Annotated in this window: 13 protein-coding genes and 1 pseudogene; 9 read left to right on the top strand and 5 right to left on the bottom strand. The window is 46.2% G+C overall.

The window, feature by feature from the left end; genetic code table 11:
• The first annotated feature begins 35 nt into the window (after positions 1–35).
• Positions 36–530 (top strand): YcxB family protein, encoded by a 495-nt coding sequence (locus AC51G0_RS23405; RefSeq protein WP_107282443.1) that lies wholly within the window; start codon positions 36–38, stop codon positions 528–530.
• A 270-nt stretch (positions 531–800) separates the two neighbouring features.
• On the opposite strand, the gene AC51G0_RS23400 is transcribed toward AC51G0_RS23405, so the two are convergent.
• The 3 genes from AC51G0_RS23400 to arcC form a co-directional block, all read right to left on the bottom strand.
• Entirely contained in the window at positions 801–2,687 is a 1,887-nt protein-coding gene (locus AC51G0_RS23400; RefSeq protein ID WP_496304055.1) for a methyl-accepting chemotaxis protein, read from the bottom strand.
• A gap of 433 nt (positions 2,688–3,120) precedes the next feature.
• Positions 3,121–3,747 (bottom strand): TetR/AcrR family transcriptional regulator, encoded by a 627-nt coding sequence (locus AC51G0_RS23395; protein ID WP_496304054.1) that lies wholly within the window; start codon positions 3,745–3,747, stop codon positions 3,121–3,123.
• 133 nt (positions 3,748–3,880) lie between these two features.
• On the bottom strand, positions 3,881–4,789 hold the full coding sequence (gene arcC, locus AC51G0_RS23390; protein WP_496304053.1) for a carbamate kinase: 909 nt from the start codon (positions 4,787–4,789) through the stop codon (positions 3,881–3,883).
• 400 nt (positions 4,790–5,189) lie between these two features.
• Between arcC and AC51G0_RS23385 the strand changes: the two genes are divergently transcribed.
• The 8 genes and pseudogenes from AC51G0_RS23385 (at position 5,190) to AC51G0_RS23350 (ending at position 14,852) form a co-directional block, all read left to right on the top strand.
• Positions 5,190–6,596, top strand: a complete 1,407-nt coding sequence (locus AC51G0_RS23385; protein ID WP_496304052.1) for an APC family permease — start codon at positions 5,190–5,192, stop codon at positions 6,594–6,596.
• 15 nt (positions 6,597–6,611) lie between these two features.
• A complete protein-coding gene (gene aguA, locus AC51G0_RS23380; RefSeq protein WP_496304051.1) occupies positions 6,612–7,703 on the top strand; it encodes an agmatine deiminase in 1,092 nt (363 codons plus the stop codon).
• Positions 7,704–7,787: 84 nt separating this feature from the next.
• Entirely contained in the window at positions 7,788–8,834 is a 1,047-nt protein-coding gene (gene argF, locus AC51G0_RS23375; protein WP_496304050.1) for an ornithine carbamoyltransferase, read from the top strand.
• 398 nt (positions 8,835–9,232) lie between these two features.
• On the top strand, positions 9,233–10,498 hold the full coding sequence (locus tag AC51G0_RS23370) for a RidA family protein (protein ID WP_496304049.1): 1,266 nt from the start codon (positions 9,233–9,235) through the stop codon (positions 10,496–10,498).
• A gap of 184 nt (positions 10,499–10,682) precedes the next feature.
• Positions 10,683–10,883 (top strand): annotated as a pseudogene (locus AC51G0_RS23365) (alanine racemase C-terminal domain-containing protein); the annotation flags it as partial.
• Between the two features lie 176 nt (positions 10,884–11,059).
• Positions 11,060–12,436, top strand: coding sequence for a DNA-3-methyladenine glycosylase 2 family protein (locus tag AC51G0_RS23360; protein WP_496304048.1), 1,377 nt, complete (start codon positions 11,060–11,062; stop codon positions 12,434–12,436).
• Positions 12,433–12,888: a methylated-DNA--[protein]-cysteine S-methyltransferase gene (locus AC51G0_RS23355; protein ID WP_496304047.1), complete on the top strand. Its 456-nt coding sequence runs from the start codon at positions 12,433–12,435 to the stop codon at positions 12,886–12,888. Before AC51G0_RS23360 ends, AC51G0_RS23355 begins: the two co-directional genes overlap by 4 nt.
• Before the next feature lie 407 nt (positions 12,889–13,295).
• Positions 13,296–14,852: an alanine/glycine:cation symporter family protein gene (locus AC51G0_RS23350; protein WP_496304046.1), complete on the top strand. Its 1,557-nt coding sequence runs from the start codon at positions 13,296–13,298 to the stop codon at positions 14,850–14,852.
• A 107-nt stretch (positions 14,853–14,959) separates the two neighbouring features.
• On the opposite strand, the gene adeD is transcribed toward AC51G0_RS23350, so the two are convergent.
• Together adeD and AC51G0_RS23340 are read right to left on the bottom strand one after the other, a co-directional pair.
• Positions 14,960–16,735 carry an adenine deaminase gene (adeD, locus tag AC51G0_RS23345; RefSeq protein ID WP_496304045.1) on the bottom strand — a complete coding sequence of 592 codons (1,776 nt, stop codon included), beginning with the start codon at positions 16,733–16,735 and terminating at the stop codon, positions 14,960–14,962.
• Between the two features lie 14 nt (positions 16,736–16,749).
• Positions 16,750–18,048 (bottom strand): NCS2 family permease, encoded by a 1,299-nt coding sequence (locus tag AC51G0_RS23340; protein ID WP_496304187.1) that lies wholly within the window; start codon positions 18,046–18,048, stop codon positions 16,750–16,752.
• Positions 18,049–18,324 lie beyond the last annotated feature (276 nt).

Genomic DNA, 18,324 nt, shown 5'->3' with positions numbered 1-18,324 from the left:
ATACTCATTCACAGAAAACCTCAAAGTAGCCACATATGTCTAAAGATTTTGATTTCACCACAGAATACACCCTCGACAAGGCCTTTTTTGCAGAGTGTTATGATCAAACTAGTCGTCCTGCTGAATTTCCCAAAGCCTATTTAAAAGGAATACTTTTTCTTCTTTTTGGGGTGGTTTTAGTAAAATTTGAGCTACTACCCAGCGGTTACGTTGGTTGGTTCTTTATTGTTTTGAGTATTATTGAGGCGCTTAGTGTTTATTTTAAGAGAACCTGGTGGTTATGGCGACAAACACTCAGCATGAGCTCTGGCAGCAAAGTGGTATTTCATGTTGACTCTAATGGTGTGAGCTATAAAAGCGGTAAAAACACCCGTAACATCGCCTGGAGTGAAATCGACCAACTTCAACAAAGCGATTTAGGTTTTATCCTTCATATGGGTAAACAGCGCCAATATGTCAGTAAATCTTGCTTAAATGATGAAGTGATCGCGTTCATGGTAGAACAGCACGCAGTATCAAAAATGAACTAACGTCAATGCGCGCAAAATAGAGGTAATGAAACGAATACGGTTAGGTCTTTCATTTTGCTTTTGATTAGAATGGTTGAGCTTCTAGCTAGGGGTGCAGTAGCTGAGGTTATCCAAGTGTAGTGGATGAGTTAAGTTGGCCACTACTTTGTCGGTAAACCGATTGCTTTGCAATAGCAGAGATTATCCGAAATTTCTCAGTCTCTTGAAATTTGCAACAAGGTTTTGTCCAGAGGTGTGCTGACGTGGATGTGTGCTGTGTGTGATAAATTCCTACAACTTAAACTTACCTGTAATTTCAGATAGGCTTTCCACTACACTAGATAATTGCTTCGTTGACTTCTCAGTACTCTCCGCATTCTCATTGGTTGCTTTAGCAAGGCCATTTACTTCGATGACCGATTGATTGATTTCTTGAGCCACTGCATTTTGTTCTTCTGCTGCCGTTGCTATCTGAGTGTTCATATCTTGTATTTGTCCAACAGAGGCCAAAATAGCATTCAACGACTCTCTGGCTTTTATTGCCATTGAGATAGCACCTTTCGTATTACTTTGGCTTTGTTCCATTGAGTCTACGGCTGAAGTTGCAACTCTTTGTAACTTATCAATCGTTAGATTAATTTCTTCGATACTATCTTGTGTACGACTCGCTAGTGAACGAACTTCATCGGCTACGACAGCAAAGCCCCGGCCTTGCTCTCCAGCACGAGCGGCTTCTATTGCTGCATTTAGTGCAAGTAGGTTTGTTTGGTCGGCAATACCTCTAATGACTCCCAGTACATCACCCACATTCTCTGTCTCAACCCTTAGCTCATCAATTGTTTGGGATACAGAGTTGATATCTTGCCCCAACGAATCCATAACTTGAGACGTCTTATTCGTGATATCTGCACTACTTTTGGCTTGTTCAAATGCGTCAGTTGCAGAGCTTGAAGCTTGTTGTGCATTTCTTGAGATTTCTTCTACTGTAGAAACCATCTCATTCATCGCAGTTGCCGTCATTTCCATCTGGGAGATTTGTTTATCTGAGCTCTGTCTTGTTTCTTCCACCAACGATGTCAGTTCACTCGAAGTGTGTTCAACTTGAGTTGACTGGCTGTTGATGCTACCAACCACCACCTTTAGTTTTTCAACCATAGTGACTGTCGCAGCATAAACCCCCGTGTCATTTCCCCTATCTACAGCATTAACGGTCAGGTCGCCTTTTGCAATTCGTTCGATAATGCTTTGTATTTGTTTAGGTTCACCACCGATAGGAACATAAATCAATTTAACAATAATCGTGTATATTGCCACTAAACTGATCGAGATAAACACGACTGCAGACTGCAATGATACGCTCAACATATCTTCACTAGGAGCTAAGATAACATCTAATTTTTCGAAGGTGTAAACGTTCAAACCGTAGTCTGTTGGACCGTTTTTAGTGGCTACGAACTCTCTTCCATCATCTACCTGGTATTGCAAATGGGAGCCAGAAAAGTCGCGATATATAGGTCGAAACTCAAAAATGTCTTTTCCTAGGAATTCGGGGTAAGGGGCGTACAAAACCTTGTTTTCAGTATCGGTAAGTATAATTTGCCCATCAGGAACATTTTCTGAGACTAATTTTTTCCATACATCTGATGAAATATCTACGCCAATGACACCGATGAATTGGCCGTCTTTAGTCAGAGGCACAACAAGTGAAGATAGAAGTTTTCCTGTTACCTGATCAATCGATGGCTCGGTAAGAACGAATGGCAATCCAGATTTTGGTCCGGTATACCAATGCTTATTAAGTTGTATATCAGTGTATTTTTCACCAGAATACTCTAGAGAAGTACCATCATCAAATACAATATAAGTTGCAGTACCGTTTGCAGATTTGTTTAGTTTGGCTAACAAGTTCACCACCGCGACTTCGTTAGTAACTACCCCTTCTTTATATTGGATAGCATCACTAATCATACCTAGCTGTTGCTCAACACCAGAAATGTATTGATCTACTTGAATCGATACCGACAAACCTTGCTGCTTTCTAAAATGGATCGCTTCTTCGTAATTAAAATCTTGGAAGGTTGTAAAACTTATTAATGATAAGCCCAGTACTATAACAGACAGAACGGCTCCGATTATTGAGGTAAGCAATTGTTTTAAGCTAAGACTTTTAAACGTCATATATTCATACCAAATTTCATAATTACTAGTAACAATTAGAAAACGATCACTCCTTCGGTAAATCGAAAAAGCGACAATACCCTAATAAATCCTTCGTCAAAATATTGATACCCATATAATTACTTATATAAAAGTCCATTATCTTCAATAGAAACGATGGACACACCAACCATTTAAGATTACAAGATTCAAATACTATCATATTGCTTATGGACTTCTCTTTTCTGGTTAGTCATAGAGTGTCTCAGGGGAGAGTCGATAGGCTTTGATGTGATGGACGCACCTCCCTTTTTGCGTCGCTATACCATACTTATAGTGCAATTATCGGTATAGGAGTAACGTGTATGTCTATCAAAGCCCACTTTGCAGCCCGTTTAGATAAATATCGTACCTGAAGTTGAATTCAATTTCCTAACCATCAAGTAGGCATTGCTCAGTGCTTAGGCGTTACATCCTGAATCGATTTTTGACAAATCTTTGGGATGTAGATTTGAAGATACGACTCGGTAAGAAGCACCGCTTCTTGAGCTAACTCTGGAGTGATATAACCAAATTTCCGATAGGAAAGAGAATAGATTTTATCTGCAACCTGTAGTGATATTGCAAAAATATTAATAGGTTGCGACAGTTGAGGGATATCGAAAAAATGCCTATAAATCATTTCTACCTGATGACCTAATTCAAGATCATGCTCGGTATCGGCATGGCCTAATTCAGAGAATGTATGGCGCCCTAATATTAGCTTCTTCGCAATAGGATTATTATTATAATATTCCACATATGCATTTTCTATCATCCTGTTAATATCAGTCCAATGCGAGACTTTCTCTTCATCTATACATTGTTCCAATAATAGTTCGAACTCTTCAAAAACATTCTTTAATAAGATATGAAACAAGTCCTCTATGTTGGGGTAGTGATGGTACAACGTCGATGTCGCCATGCCACATTCCTTAGCGACATCATACATAGAGATATCCGTTGCTTCACGTCTCTCCATCAACCGGACAACAGCTTCGTGAATTCTCTGTAATTTTTCTTCTGTCTTAACTTTTCGCATATGCTTGCCATACATCAAGTCTAATACTAATTAGAAAGATAAAGGAGCACTTGCCAAAGATCCATTTAGTGAATGAGAAGTTTGGCTCGCTCCCCTTTAATCTTCTTTTACTGCTTATCAAACAGTAATTGTTCTACCGTTGGATATGAGTACCGGATTTTCCTTCAATAATCTCTAACGCGCAAGTCAGGTCACCGATATGTCCTTTTTGACCCGTTTTTTTGACAAACTGACAGCAAGCATCCACTTTAGGCCCCATAGAACCCGCAGGGAAGTTGTACTGTTTCATTTGCTCAACGGATACATCTTCCAGTTTCTCTTCGTCTGGTGTTCCCCAGTTCAAACACACATGAGTACCGTCTGTCAGGATAAGTAGGTGTTCGGCACCAATCTGCTGAGCAATCAATGCTGCAGTCATGTCTTTATCGATAACGGCTTCAAAGCCCACATAGGCGCCGTCTTTTTCGATTACAGGTGCACCACCACCGCCGCCACATATGATTAGATGCTCTTTCTCTAATAGGTCTTGAATAGCTTTGATTTCTAATACTTCCTGTGGCGTTGGAGACGGAACAACACGACGCCAATGCGCACCATCTGGTTTTACAATCCAGTTATTTTGCTCAGCAAGCTGCTTGGCTTGCTCTTCGGTATACACAGGCCCAATAAATTTAGAAGGATCAGCCACCGCGGGATCATTTTCGTCCACGACAATACGAGTCAGAATAGTAGTGGTATAACGGTCTTCAATTGCTGCATTCAGTCCTTGTTGAATAAGGTAGCCAATCATCCCTTGCGTTTCAGCACCAAGTACATCAAACGGGTATGATGGACAATCTTTGTAAGCATCATTTTGCAACGAAAGTAAGCCCACTTGAGGGCCATTGCCATGAACAATAACCAAACGATAATCTTTGCTGAGCTCTGCTAATGAGCTTGCTGTCTGTGCGATGCTTTTCTGTTGATTCTCACAACTCATGATTTCACCGCGTTGTAGCAAAGCATTTCCGCCTACAGCGACAACAATAATAGGCTTAGACATATCGAACTCTCCAAATAAGTGAAGTCAAAAAAGACTCGTCACACTGTATTGAAATATATCTTTGTGATTGTGGATAAAAATCACAAATCGGTTCCTGCCCAAAATCTGGATTATTAAATCTTACCTAAATCACATAGTTATTATTAATTTCCATTCCAAATTGGATATGTGATCTCGTAGTCATTTTAATAACCCAGCCTTTTATCGACAACCAAGGTGACAAATATTGATCAAAATCAACTATTCGATTTATTAGGTATATTTTCTCTGTTTATGTTGAAGTCATTTTATTTTTAGTCCTTATTAACTTCACCAAAGCCGATATCCAGTTTTCATCAAAGTTCTTTACGGAAATTTCTCCTTTAATAACTAGCGAGTTGGAATTAAGGAGAGAAGAGAGATGAGTAACGAAACTCAAGGTAAAATGGGAGTCACGGCTATTGCACTATTTACTTTATGTGCAGTATTGGTAGTCGACACATTAACCGCCTCTGCCAGTATCGGTGTTAGTGCCATTGGCTGGTGGGTGTTGATGTTAATCTTTTTTGTCATCCCTTATGGGTTGATCACATCCGAATTAAGCACAACCTACCCAGGCGATGGGGGGATCTACGATTGGGTAAAACAAGCGTTTAATTTCAAATGGGCAGTCCGCACCACATGGTTCTATTGGATCAATGTTGGCTTATGGATGCCTGCGGTTTACATCATGTTTGCCGGAATGTTTGCGGAGTTATTTATGCCGGATCTCTCCCTTTGGGGACAGATCGCCATCTGTGTATTGCTAACCTGGCTAACCGTTTGGATTTGTAATGTTTCTGCTGATATTGGCGTCTGGGTAACAAACGTCGGTGCGGTGTTGAAAATCATAGTGATCGGAACACTCGGTGTGGGTGGCTTTGTCTATGCGATGAATAATGGTGTCGCTAATGAATTTAGCTTCTCAGCCATGGTTCCAAATATGGATTCGGCAGTTTCCTTCTTACCCGCGATTGTCTTTAACCTAATGGGCTTCGAACTTGTTGCGACCATGACCAAAGAGATGAAAGATGTTCGCGACATGCCTAAAGCGGTATTCCTTTCTATTGGCATCACGGCTTTCCTATACATCTTCGGTACCCTTGGTATTTTGATGGCTCTGCCTGTTGAAAGCATTGGCCTTGTCGCCGGCCTTATCGATACCTTCAAAACTTTATTTGGTGACGGCGTATTCGGTACTGCCATGGTGTACCTGTTTGGCACACTCGCCCTGCTAACCCTTATTGGTAACATGGTGAGCTGGACTATGGGTGCAAGCCGAGCAGCAGCAGAAGCGGCACAAGAAGGTGAGCTGCCAGCCCCTGTAGCAAAAGTGTCAGAAAAAGGCTCGCCAGTAGGGGCAAACAACATTACTGGTATCGTTTCTACCGTGGTGATTTTGTCTTACGCATTGTTTGCACAAGGTAACGATGACTTATTCTGGTCAATCTTCGCCTTCTCTAGCTGTATCTTCCTACTACCTTACTTGTTCATGTTCCCGGCGTATCTAAAACTGCGCCTCGTTGATGGCGAGCGTGAGCGTCCATTTCAAGTGCCAGGTGGCATAGGTGCCCAATGGCTAATGTCCATCGTGTGTTTCTTTGCCATCTTCCAAGCAGTCGTATTGTTTATCTTCCCGGAAGCACTCGACCTTACGGTCGCAGATTGGAGCTATACCGGCCCCGTATTGGCAGGTGTCATCGCCACAATCTTAATTGGTGAGTGGATTTTGCTAGGTGCACTAAAACGAAAAAAAGAACAAGTAGAACAGCAAGAAGCGAAGGCTTAGTTCAGGAGAAAAATCATGAAAAAAGTGTTTACAACTACTCCAAAACAAGATGGTTTCAGAATGCCCGGTGAGCATGAGCCTCATGGTGAAATTTGGATGGCATGGCCGGAGCGCACGGACAACTGGCGCAATGGCGCCAAGCCAGCACAAAGAGTGTTTACCGATGTCGCTAAGCAAATCAGCAAAACCACCCCAGTGACGATGCTGGTAAGTTCAGAGCAATACGATAACGCGGTTTCACGTTTACCAGATGATATTCGGGTGCTTGAGATTTCTACTGATGACTCATGGATGCGTGATATTGGCGCGACATACGTCACCAACGACAAAGGTGAACGCCGTGGTGTCGACTGGGAGTTCAATGCATGGGGTGGGTTTGTTGATGGTCTCTATTCACCATGGAATCGTGATGATCAGGTAGCACAAAAAATGTGTGAAGCCATCAGAGACTCACGCTACAGAGCACCTATTGTTTTGGAAGGCGGTTCAATCCACGTTGATGGTGAAGGCACGCTCTACACCACAGAGGAGTGCCTCCTTCATGAAAGCCGCAACCCAGGCTTAAGCAAAGAAGAGCTTACTGCCGTTTTGTGCGAACACCTCAATGTTGACAAGGTGATTTGGCTGCCACGAGGACTGTACAACGATGAAACTAACGGTCACGTCGACAACATTCTTCACGTCGTGAAGCCTGGGGAAGTCGTATTGACCTGGTGTGACGATGAAAATGACCCCCAGTATGAAATAAGCCGTGAAGCTTACGATTACCTGTCCAGCCAAACCGATGCCAAAGGGCGAAATATCATTGTGCACAAACTGCCGATGCCTGGCCCACTGTTTATGTCTGCTGAAGAAGCAGCTGGTATTGATATCGCAGAGGGAATGGAGCGAGAGGCAGGCGAACGTTTAGCCGCTTCTTATGCCAACTATCTCATTACTAATAAGCAGATAGTACTACCTCTGCTTGATGAGCGATACGACAACGACGTCAAAGCGATATTAGAGGACATCTATCCGGGTTACGAGGTCAATGGGGTACCTGCCCGTGAAATCTTGCTTGGCGGCGGAAACATCCACTGTATTACCCAGCAAGTACCAAAAATTTAATTTAAATCTACTCCAACAACTTTCAATGAAACAAAAGGGGATGTTCGACAAGAAGATCCCCCGGATAAAACAAGGAACATTATCATGAAACTACCTTCTTCAAGCGCGACTGAACTAAACAAAGCAAACATGGAACACATGGTGTCAATGAAAGACTTCTCTGTTGAAGAGATGGACAACATGATGGAGCTGATGACATACCTCAAACAAGCGCGCAGAGATAACGCCATCCCTCAACTTTTCAAGGGCAAATCAGTAGGGATGATTTTTGAGGCGGGCTCTACGCGTACTCGTGTATCATTTGAAGTGGCAGCGACGTTATTGGGCGGACACGCACTGTTCCTCTCTCCTAAAGACATCCACCTGGGCGGTAAGGAGTCTATTGATGATACTTCACGTGTACTATCGCGCATGTGTGACATCATCATGGCGCGTACGAATAGTCCTGAAACACTTGATGGCCTGTTAGAGATGTCAACCGTGCCGGTGATCAACGGCCTGGATACTCGTTTCCACCCGACTCAGATGCTTGCAGATCTTTATACCATTAGAGAGCACATCACGGATGGCCGCAGACTATCAGATCTTACCCTTGCCTTTATGGGCGATGCGACTGACGTATGTCGCTCACTGATGCTGACATGTGCAAAATACGGTATGGGCTTTAAGCAAATTGGTCCTAAGAAATACCATATGGAACCAGAGTGGGTAGAACTTGCAGAGTCTTTCTGTAAAGAGTCTGGTGGTCATATCGAGATCACTGATGATGTAGAGCAGATCAGTGAGTGTGATGTGGTATATGGCGACAGCTTCTACTGGGTAACGCAAATGGATGAAAAAGAAGAGCGTCTTGCTGCCTTCATGCCTGATTATGTGATTACCGAAGAATTGATGGCGAAAGCTCGTCCGGGCGCAATGTTGTTGCACTGTCTTCCTGCCAATGACAAAGAAGAGGTGACTCGTGGTGCGCTAGAAAGTGAATACTCTGTCGCATTCGACGAAGCTGAAAACCGCTTAACGGCTCAAATGGCTATCTTGGTATACTTCACGCACAAGCATGCGGTGATCCCAACAGAAGAAACTATCAAGCATCACGAAGAGAAGATCAACGGTTTCTTAAAAACGCTATAATACATAGCGACTAACCAAGCTTAATTAACAAAGGCCTCTATCTATTAGAGGTCTTTTTATATTTGTAGCGAGCACTGGAATAAGATAAGAAACAGCCTTATCAAATTATCAGTTACCTCTCCACTGATAAAAACACACTATCGGTTTTTCTATGTTATTTCTTTAATATATTTAAATGAAGCTAACACTTTTTATTCGAAACTAATGCTTAATCCGGAATGTTGATTCTAATCAAATTCAATTAAACCTTACTTCATTTATTATAAAATCATTAGCTATTCACGATTTTAACTATCCGCAATTACTTGTCATTTAAACAAGACAATAACGAATAAAGACTTAAACCACGCCAATACGAAGCAAATATTCACTTACTCTACAACAGGATAAATATCGACATGACCAGCAAGATCGTAAAACTTTCAAGAAATACTGAGAACGCACCTAAAGACTTAGCCTCCACACAGACTGTTGCATTTTCTCACTATAATAATATTTCAGCTCAATTACCGATAGACCCTGCCACTGGGCTTATTGTAACTGGTGGGATTAAAGATCAAACCAAACAGTGCCTAGACAATATCAAAGCCATTGTTGAAAGCATCGGCCACATTATGGACGATGTGGTTAAACTCAATGTATTTGTTAAAAATATTGCTGATGTTGACGCCGTAGATGACGTCTACTCAAGCTTTTTCAACCGTTACCTCCCGACTCGAACAACTGTTGCGGTGGCTGCGCTGCCAATAAATGATGCGTTGGTTCAAATCGATGCCGTTATCTCTAATGGCGAAGGTACCCCATCACAAGAGCCGTGTGACCTCATCAAACTGGTAAGAAATACAGACAATGCGCCACAAAGCGCTTTGTCTACACAAACGGTGGCGTTTTCTCACTACAATAATGTGTCAGCTCAATTACCGATTGATCCCCAAACGGGTCAGATTGTCTCTGGCGGAATCAAAGAGCAAACAGGGCAGTGCCTACAGAATATCAAAGCGATTTTAGAGAGCATTGATGTTCCATTTGACGATATTGTCAAAGTAAACATTTTCCTAAAAGACCTTAACGATATCGAAGCCGTCAACGAGATCTATTGCACCTACTTCCCAGATTCCGCAATTGCGAGAGCTGTCGCCTATGTACCCGCTCGCTCAGTGGTTGCTGCTTCTGCATTACCAATGGATGCGTTGGTACAGATAGACGCAGTGGTATCACACGGTGACGGCACTCCACCGCAAGAAGTAGAAGATCGCCATGGCATCGTTATCAAAGCCAACAATACAGAGAACGCGCCAAAAAGCCCGTACTACACTCAAACGGTCGCGTTTTCTCATTACAACCATATCGCAGCACAGTTGCCCTTAAACCCTATAACAGGCGAAGTTGTCGCTGGTGATGTAAAAGCTCAGGCCAAACAATGCCTGGATAACATCAAGGCGATCGTTGAAAGCATTGATCATGTTATGGACGATGTTGTGAAAGTGAACGTTCAACTGACAGATATTGCTGATATTGATGCCGTCAATGAGGTTTATGCCACCTACTTCCAAGATGAACTACCAGCAAGAACAACAATTGGCGTTGTGTCTATTCCTATGTCGGCATCAGTTCAAATTGATGCCGTTGTGTCTAACGGTGAAGGGACACAACCAAAACTATAAAAAGCAGCAAATAGTATAGTACTACGATAGAACACCCATTAACCTGAGGGCTTGGTTTAATGGGTGTTCAGGTTTTGATGCAATACCATTCTAGGTAAAATGCCACCTAAGATGACCTTTCAGAACTACAAATAAACGGACGTTACGTTGATAAATGACTCTCCACATACTTGCAAGTCCCTATGGCCGTATCATGCCCATCGTCGGTCTGGTATTTATGGGTATGCTAGCCGTGGATCTTGGTCCAGAAGCCAATGATAAAGCTGGCGATCCTATGGTTTTATGGGGCAAAGAGCTACCTATTGAAAAGGTAGCCCGACATATCAGGACCATCGCCTACGAGCTGATGATCAAGCTCATGGGCAGGTTTTTAAACGCTACCTGAATAGGGCCTGTATATTTTATGGAAGTTTCCGACTTGCCTTTAGGTGTTAATTTGTAGTGTTAGCAAAAAGGACATCTTTTTTCTTCAGCGACAATTGGGGTTCAGTGCCGATTCTGGCTAGTTTTGCTCTCGAAAGTCTTTAGACTTAACAGAAGATAACCCTCGAGAGTATTGTCATGGAGATGACCCCAACCCAGTGCCAGCAGGCCAGGCTAGCAAGAGATACCCGCTATGATGGCTTGTTTTTTACCGCAGTGAAAACAACCGGGATCTATTGCCGTTCGATCTGCCCGGCTCCGGCACCGAAAGAAAAAAATGTCGAGTATTTTCCAACAGCGATCGCGGCGGCTAATGCGGGTTACCGTCCATGCCTGCGCTGTCGCCCCGACAGTGCGCCGGGCTCCCCGGCCTGGCAGGGTAAAAATGCGACTTTGAACCGGGCATTGCGACTGATCGATGAAGGGGCGTTGTCGGAGCAACCGCTCACCCACCTTGCCGACAGGCTGGGCATTACCGAGCGTTACCTTCGCCAGTTGTTTGTGGATGAAATTGGCCTGTCTCCTAAGTCCTATAGTTTGTACCAGCAATGCCTGCTGGCAAAAAAGCTGCTGCATGATACCCGCATGCCGGTGACGGATGTGGCGATGGCGTGTGGTTTTAACAGCATCCGCCGCTTCAATGATTGTTTCAAGCAGCAGTTCTCCCTGACGCCTTCCCAGATCCGTAAACAGGGTGTTGTGACAACCGTGGCAGAAAAAGGGATCGTAATTTCACTTGCCTATCGTCCGCCGTATAACTGGGCGTACTTGCACCAGTTCTTCGCATCGCGCTTGATCCCCGGCCTGGAATGGCTCGATGAGCAAAGCTATGGCCGAACATTTCAGTATCAGGAGTGCGTTGGCCGCTTCACGGCTTTCCACCTGGCAGAAAAATCAGCTTTTCGAGTTGAAATACACCTATTAGATCTGAAATACCTCCCCCGGGTGATAAAAACAATCCGGCGCTGCCTCGATCTGGATGCTGACTCATCATTGATTGAACAGCGTTTGCAGCAGGCTATAAACGGCGAACCGCTCGGGATGACAGGTGTCCGCCTGCCGGGGATCTGGAGCCCGTTTGAAGCGGGTATCCGGGCAATTCTCGGCCAGCAGGTTTCGGTGAAGGCGGCCCGTAACCTGGTCGGGCAGTTTGTTGCCCTTAACCCCAATAATGACGGTAACTATTGTTACTTCCCAGCCCCGGAGCAGGTTGGTCAGTTTGATCTGGAGCAGCTCGGTATGCCGCAACGTCGACGGGAAACGCTAAGGCAGTTTTCGGCGTTTGCAGAAACCAACCCGTTGGATGATGCGAAAAGCTTGCTGGCACTGCCGGGTATTGGTCCTTGGACGGTTGACTATTTACGGATGCGTGGGCTCAGTGATCCTGATATTTTTCTAGCCGGCGATTTGGGCGTGAAAAAAGCGCTGGCAATGATGCCGGAGTCTTTTGATGATTCACTGGCCGCGCCGTGGCGCAGCTATTTAACTTTGTATTTATGGAGTACTTTGTCATGAACAACCAACTATTACAGACCCCGATCGGCTGGTTGAATATTGTTGCTAATGAATCGGCTGTGATGGCCATTGAGTTTGATGCCGATCCGAGCGCCGACGAAGTGCCTAATGCTATCTCCCGACAGTGCTGCCTGCAGTTAGAAGCCTATTTTAACGGTGAGATCCAAGATTTTGATGTACCGTTGAACATGGTCGGTACCGACTTCCAGTGCCAGGTTTGGCAGGCGCTCAATCAGGTTCCTTATGGTGAAACATGCTCGTATGGCGATATTGCCAACCGTATCGGTAACCCCAAGGCGGTACGGGCCGTCGGGGCGGCCAATGGTAAGAACCCGATCCCGATCATCGTACCGTGTCACCGGGTGATTGGTAGTTCTGGCAAGCTAACGGGTTATGCTGGTGGTTTGGATCTGAAAGTCTGGCTGCTAGAGCATGAAAAACAAAGTGAGTAGTTTGCTTCCTATGGAACTTATTGCAAGGCTCAACCAAAAGGTTGGGCCTTTTTAGTGTTTGTTGCTGGTCTAAATAGGCCGATGAAAGTGATAGTTGTATCAAAAGGTGACGAGGTTAACGAAATGTTAACATATTTAGGTTCGATCGACATTCACTACTCAGGCATTTAAAAATAATGATACAGGCTGTGTGCCAGACCTTTTTCTGGGTGATGATCGTTAATTTTCATCATTCATCAGGATAAACGCCTGCATTTGTACGCCATTCCTTGTTGAGATTATGTTTCCTTATTGCTAATTTTTTTCGCCACAGGGAAATGTTGGTGGAAATGTAAACACGGTGCTGAATGGTGAAAGATCCTGCCGTGTTCTGCCAACATAAAATAATCATACAGGTGGAACGGAATATGATATCAAAAATTAGTTGTTATCTTGCTGTAGCGTTAACCATGTTTACCTCTTCGGCTTTTGCCTCAGGTGAGCAAGTTGGATTTGATAAGGCTGTCGATCACTTTTTTAGCGAAAACCTCGGTTGGTTCGCAAACACCATTTTTGCATCGGTGCCTGTCAATGGAGCAAACTTCCCGGTTATCGTCGGCTGGTTGTTCGTAGCAGCCATTATCTTCACACTGTATTTCGGTTTTGTGCAGTTCAAGCGCTTTGGCTTGGCAGTGAAAATCGTTAAAGGTGATTTTACTGATCCGAACAACAAGGAACCGGGTCAGGTTACTCACTTCCAGGCACTGGCAACAGCGCTTTCTGGTACGGTCGGGCTCGGTAATATTGCCGGTGTGGGTGCGGCGCTGGCAATTGGTGGTCCGGGGGCAACATTCTGGATGATCCTGTGTGGCTTGTTGGGGATGGCTTCAAAGTTCTGTGAGTGTACCCTTGGGGTTAAGTACCGTAACGAATTGCCAAATGGTGATGTGTCGGGCGGTCCAATGTATTACCTGAGCCGTGGCTTGAAAGAGCGTGGGTTTGGTGGTTTGGGTAAAGGCTTGGCTGTGGGCTTTGCGGTTATGACCATCTTGGGTGCACTGGGTGCCGGTAACATGTTCCAGGGCAACCAGGCCAATGCGATGATTGTTCAGACACTGGGCTTGCCTGAAGGCTATGGTTGGGTGACAGGCCTTATTATGGCTGGCATGGTGGGGTCGGTCATTATTGGCGGTATGCCATCGATTGCCCGGGTAACTGGAAAGCTGGTTCCAGCAATGGCACTGATTTATGTGGGTATGTCGGCGATTGTTCTAACTGCGAATGCGTCGATGATAGGTGATGCTTTTGGCCAGATCATTGATGGTGCTTTTACTGGTGCTGGTGTTGCGGGTGGTTTTGTTGGTGCCCTTATCCAAGGTATGAAACGTGCGACTTTCTCTAACGAAGCTGGTGTCGGTTCGGCAGCGATTGCTCATGCGGCAGTAAAAACCAAAGAGCCTGTAACTGAAGGCCTGGTGTCTGTTCTGGAACCATTTATCGATACCGTAGTGATTTGTACCATGACAGCGTTGGTTATCACGATTTCAGGCATGAATACTGGTGAGCTAAGCGGCGTAACACTAACCGCTGCAGCGTTTACACAAACAGCTGATATCTTCCAGTATATTCTGGCGGTGGCAGTGGTTATGTTTGCTTTCTCAACCATGATCTCATGGTCTTACTACGGCCTTAAAGCATGGACTTACCTGTTTGGTGAAAGCAAGGCAATGGACCTGGTTTATAAAGTTATCTTCTGCTTGTTTGTAGTTGTCGGTGCCAGTGTTAGCTTCGGCGCGGTAATTGACTTCTCTGATGCGGCTATCTTCGCCATGTCTATCTTCAATATCATCGGCTTGTACTTCTTGATGCCGGTCGTGAAGAAAGAGCTGAACTCGTTCCTGGCACGTGTTCAGTCGGGCGAAATCAAAGACTACAGCAAAGAAGGTGAAAAAGGTCTGGCCTTCTCCAAAGAGACTGACAGTTAATTTATATAGTTAGACTTTCTTGTCTGCACTGAGCAGGCCAGCCAAGGTAATTGGCTGGCCTGTTTTTTATTTGGATGCCTTTTGTATTGGCAGGAAAGGCACCCGCTCTAGGAGACGACTGGATCACTGAGCTTTAGATCGATTAGCTTGAACTGCTCGACATCGACCAGGCCCTTTACTGTCATCTTTAACGACGGGATCACGGGCAAAGCAAGAAAACTCATTTGCACAAAGGGCTCGGTAACGGTGACTCCAATCGCTTGCGCCGCCGCTTTTAGGGCAATGATTTGGTCGGTTATTGCTTCCGAGCTGTCCAGGCTCATGATCCCGCCCAGAGGCAACATGAGATCGGCCGTGACTACTCCACTTTGCACCACACAGTACCCGCCACCGGAATCCAGTAGATGGTTGATCGCCAGAGCCATGCTTTGCTCATCGACACCAATCGCAACGATATTGTGCGAGTCATGGCCGACACTGGTTGCAATCGCGCCTTGGTTGAGCCCAAACCCTTTTACCAACCCCATGGCGGGCGGTAGCTGGTGGCCATAGCGCTCGACTACCGCCAGCTGGTTAATGCCTTTGCTGTCAAATTGCTGGCCGTCAAAGTGGCAAATAAGGTGGTTGGTTAGTAGCTCATCCTTGACTATCTCTATGACATGATAATCTCCGGCTGTTAGCGGGATGGCCAATTTACTGGCTGCTACCGCCTGATGTTCCATCGTGGTGTGCAAGGGCGGGACGGAAGCATTCAGCTTATCGGTGACCGAGTTTGCCAGGTTCAGCTCATCAACAAACTGTCCGCCAATCACAACCCGCTGGATATCCACCTGTTCGAGCGTCTTGACGAGATTGATATCGGCCTTGTACCCCGGTGCTATCAGTCCTAGCCGATGTAGGCCAAAGTGCTGGGCTGCCGACCAGGAAGCCACCCGGTAAGCCAGGTGGGGCTTGATCTTGTGGTGTTGGATCAGCCGCTTGACCATGTAGTTGATATGGCCCTCTTTGGCGATCTCGTGGGGATTGCGATCGTCAGTACACAACAGGCATTGCGGCGAGCTGTAGTCGGTGATCAAGGGGGCCAGTGCATCCAGGTTCTTGGCAACCGAGCCTTCGCGCATGATCACAGCCATGCCCTTGGCCAGTTTCTCTTTTCCTTCTTGGTAGTTGGTGGTTTCATGGCAGTTTTGGATCCCGCTGGCTACATAGGCCGACAGTTCCCGCCCGCTGAGTAGCGGACAGTGCCCGTCAATATTGAGCTGACTAAATGTCGCCAGCTTATCGAGCATTGTCGGATTGCCATTGAGAACTGCGGGGTAGTCCATGACCTCGGCCAGGCCCAGAACATGCGGGTGCTCGAGATAGGCTTTCATTTCATCCAGGGTGAAGTCACTGCCATTAATGTCCAGATCGGCCACGGCCGGTACACAGGAGCTTACCTGGACAAACATGTTCTGCCTCATCATCTCGCTGCAGCGCAGGAACCACTCGATCCCTGGTTTGCCCATCACATTGACGAGTTCATGGGGATCGCAAACGATACTGGTGGTACCGAGCGGCAAGGTGGTGCGCTCGAATTCAAACGGTGTCATGGTCGAGGTTTCAACATGCATGTGGCCGTCAATAAAGCCTGGTACGGCAATCTGGCCGTTACAGTCGACACTGCGCTTGGCCTGCAGCATGTCAGCTTCCGGGCCGATAGCGGCGATATAGCCTTGGTCGATAACAACTGGGCCGGGAGCGACTTCACCATTGACAAGATCGAGCACTGACAGGTTAGTGAGCTTCAGATCGGCGGTTTTCTCTCCACGCAGCACGGCCAGCAGGTGCAATAACTGCTCCCGGCCGAGTTGCTGGGTGTGTTTGTGCTTTAGGTTCGACATCCTCGCACTCCTGATTAATGGCCGTCGACAAAGACAAATTTGATGATGAACAGCAGGGCAACAATGGCCACCCCTGGGTGGATCTCACGCCAGCGGTTGGTGCCGGCTTTCATCACGCAGTAGGTAATAAAGCCGGTGGCGATCCCTTCGGTGATAGAGAAACTAAACGGCATCATGACGGTGGTAATAAAGGCCGGGGCGGCTTCGGTCATATCGGTCCAGTTGACTTTCGCCAGCCCTGACGACATTAGGATCCCGACATAGATCAGCGCACCCGCGACAGCGTATCCCGGCACCATTGCGGCCAGCGGAGAGAAGAAGATCACTATAATGAACAGCAATCCGGCGACAATGGCAGTCAACCCGGTACGGCCGCCGACGGCAACGCCTGCCGAGCTTTCGATATAGGCAGTGACAGTGGAGGTGCCCATGTAGGCACCCGTGACTGAGGTAACAGAATCTGTCATCAGGGCTTGCTTCATTCTCGGGAAACGTCCTCGCTCGTCGGTAATGCCGCATTTCTCGGTCACGCCAATCATGGTACCGGAGCTATCGAACAGGCTGACTAGGGCGAAGGAGAAAATGACTCCGGCCAGGGCAACATCGAATGAACCGGCAAGATCGAGCTGGCCGAACGTACTTTCAATACTTGGCGGCATCGAGATGATCCCCGTGTACTCGACATCGCCCATCAGTGCAGCAATCGAGGTCACCACCACAATAGAGATCAGAACGGCAGCATGAATGCCGCGCGAGGATAAGATCACGATAATAAAGAAGCCCAACGCGCCCAAGACACACTGCAGCGAGCTTAGATCCCCAACGGTGATCATGGTGGCCGGGCTGGCGACGACTATTCCGGCATTGCTCAGTCCGACCAGCGCAATCAGCAGGCCGATCCCGCTAGGAATGCCTATCCGCAGGCAGGTAGGAATGTTGCTCAAAATCCAGGAGCGGATGCCAAGCGCGGACATCAGGGTAAAGCAGACTGCACCCCAGAAAATAGTCCCCATACCGATCTGCCAGCTGATCCCCATACCGACGACCACAGAGAAGGCAAAAAAGGCATTGAGCCCCATGGCGGGTGCCAGGGCGATTGGCAAATTGGCAACCAGCCCCATGGCAATACAGCCGATGGCACTGATCATACAGGTCACGACAAAGACACCGCTCGGATCCATACCGGCGGCAGACAGTATTTGCGGGTTGACGAACACAATGTAAACCATGGTCATAAATGTGGTGATCCCCGCGATGACCTCGGTGGATACTGTGGTGTTGTGGGCGCTCAGTTTAAAATAGCGCTCGAGCAGGCCATGCTGATCTTCGGCTTGTGGCTGGGGGATTGAATCTTTGGGGAGCTCGCTAATGGGCGCGCTGTTTTCATTGCTCGGTGTGTTCATAATTGATTCCTTTTCCGTCTTCCATCCAGCAGATGAGCACCTGTGGTATCTAGGCTGTCCCGAGTTGTTGTAAATGATTATGCTACAGTCATTGCATTTTGTAGGGGATCACAGTTAAACGGGACATTTATCAAGGCGCTGACGACTTATGATTATTGGGTTGTGTGTTTTTTACTCAAGGTTATT

It is taken from the genome of Photobacterium sp. HL06 (genome assembly GCF_059552575.1).
This window is presented reverse-complemented; position numbering and strand designations above follow the sequence as displayed.

Excerpts from the sequence above, each read along its gene's own strand:
- AC51G0_RS23405 (WP_107282443.1), top strand. The coding sequence starts at position 36 with ATGTCTAAAGATTTTGATTTCACCACAGAATACACCCTCGACAAGGCC.
- AC51G0_RS23400 (WP_496304055.1), bottom strand. The coding sequence starts at position 2,687 with ATGACGTTTAAAAGTCTTAGCTTAAAACAATTGCTTACCTCAATAATC.
- AC51G0_RS23395 (WP_496304054.1), bottom strand. The coding sequence starts at position 3,747 with ATGCGAAAAGTTAAGACAGAAGAAAAATTACAGAGAATTCACGAAGCT.
- arcC (WP_496304053.1), bottom strand. The coding sequence starts at position 4,789 with ATGTCTAAGCCTATTATTGTTGTCGCTGTAGGCGGAAATGCTTTGCTA.
- AC51G0_RS23385 (WP_496304052.1), top strand. The coding sequence starts at position 5,190 with ATGAGTAACGAAACTCAAGGTAAAATGGGAGTCACGGCTATTGCACTA.
- aguA (WP_496304051.1), top strand. The coding sequence starts at position 6,612 with ATGAAAAAAGTGTTTACAACTACTCCAAAACAAGATGGTTTCAGAATG.
- argF (WP_496304050.1), top strand. The coding sequence starts at position 7,788 with ATGAAACTACCTTCTTCAAGCGCGACTGAACTAAACAAAGCAAACATG.
- AC51G0_RS23370 (WP_496304049.1), top strand. The coding sequence starts at position 9,233 with ATGACCAGCAAGATCGTAAAACTTTCAAGAAATACTGAGAACGCACCT.
- AC51G0_RS23360 (WP_496304048.1), top strand. The coding sequence starts at position 11,060 with ATGGAGATGACCCCAACCCAGTGCCAGCAGGCCAGGCTAGCAAGAGAT.
- AC51G0_RS23355 (WP_496304047.1), top strand. The coding sequence starts at position 12,433 with ATGAACAACCAACTATTACAGACCCCGATCGGCTGGTTGAATATTGTT.
- AC51G0_RS23350 (WP_496304046.1), top strand. The coding sequence starts at position 13,296 with ATGATATCAAAAATTAGTTGTTATCTTGCTGTAGCGTTAACCATGTTT.
- adeD (WP_496304045.1), bottom strand. The coding sequence starts at position 16,735 with ATGTCGAACCTAAAGCACAAACACACCCAGCAACTCGGCCGGGAGCAG.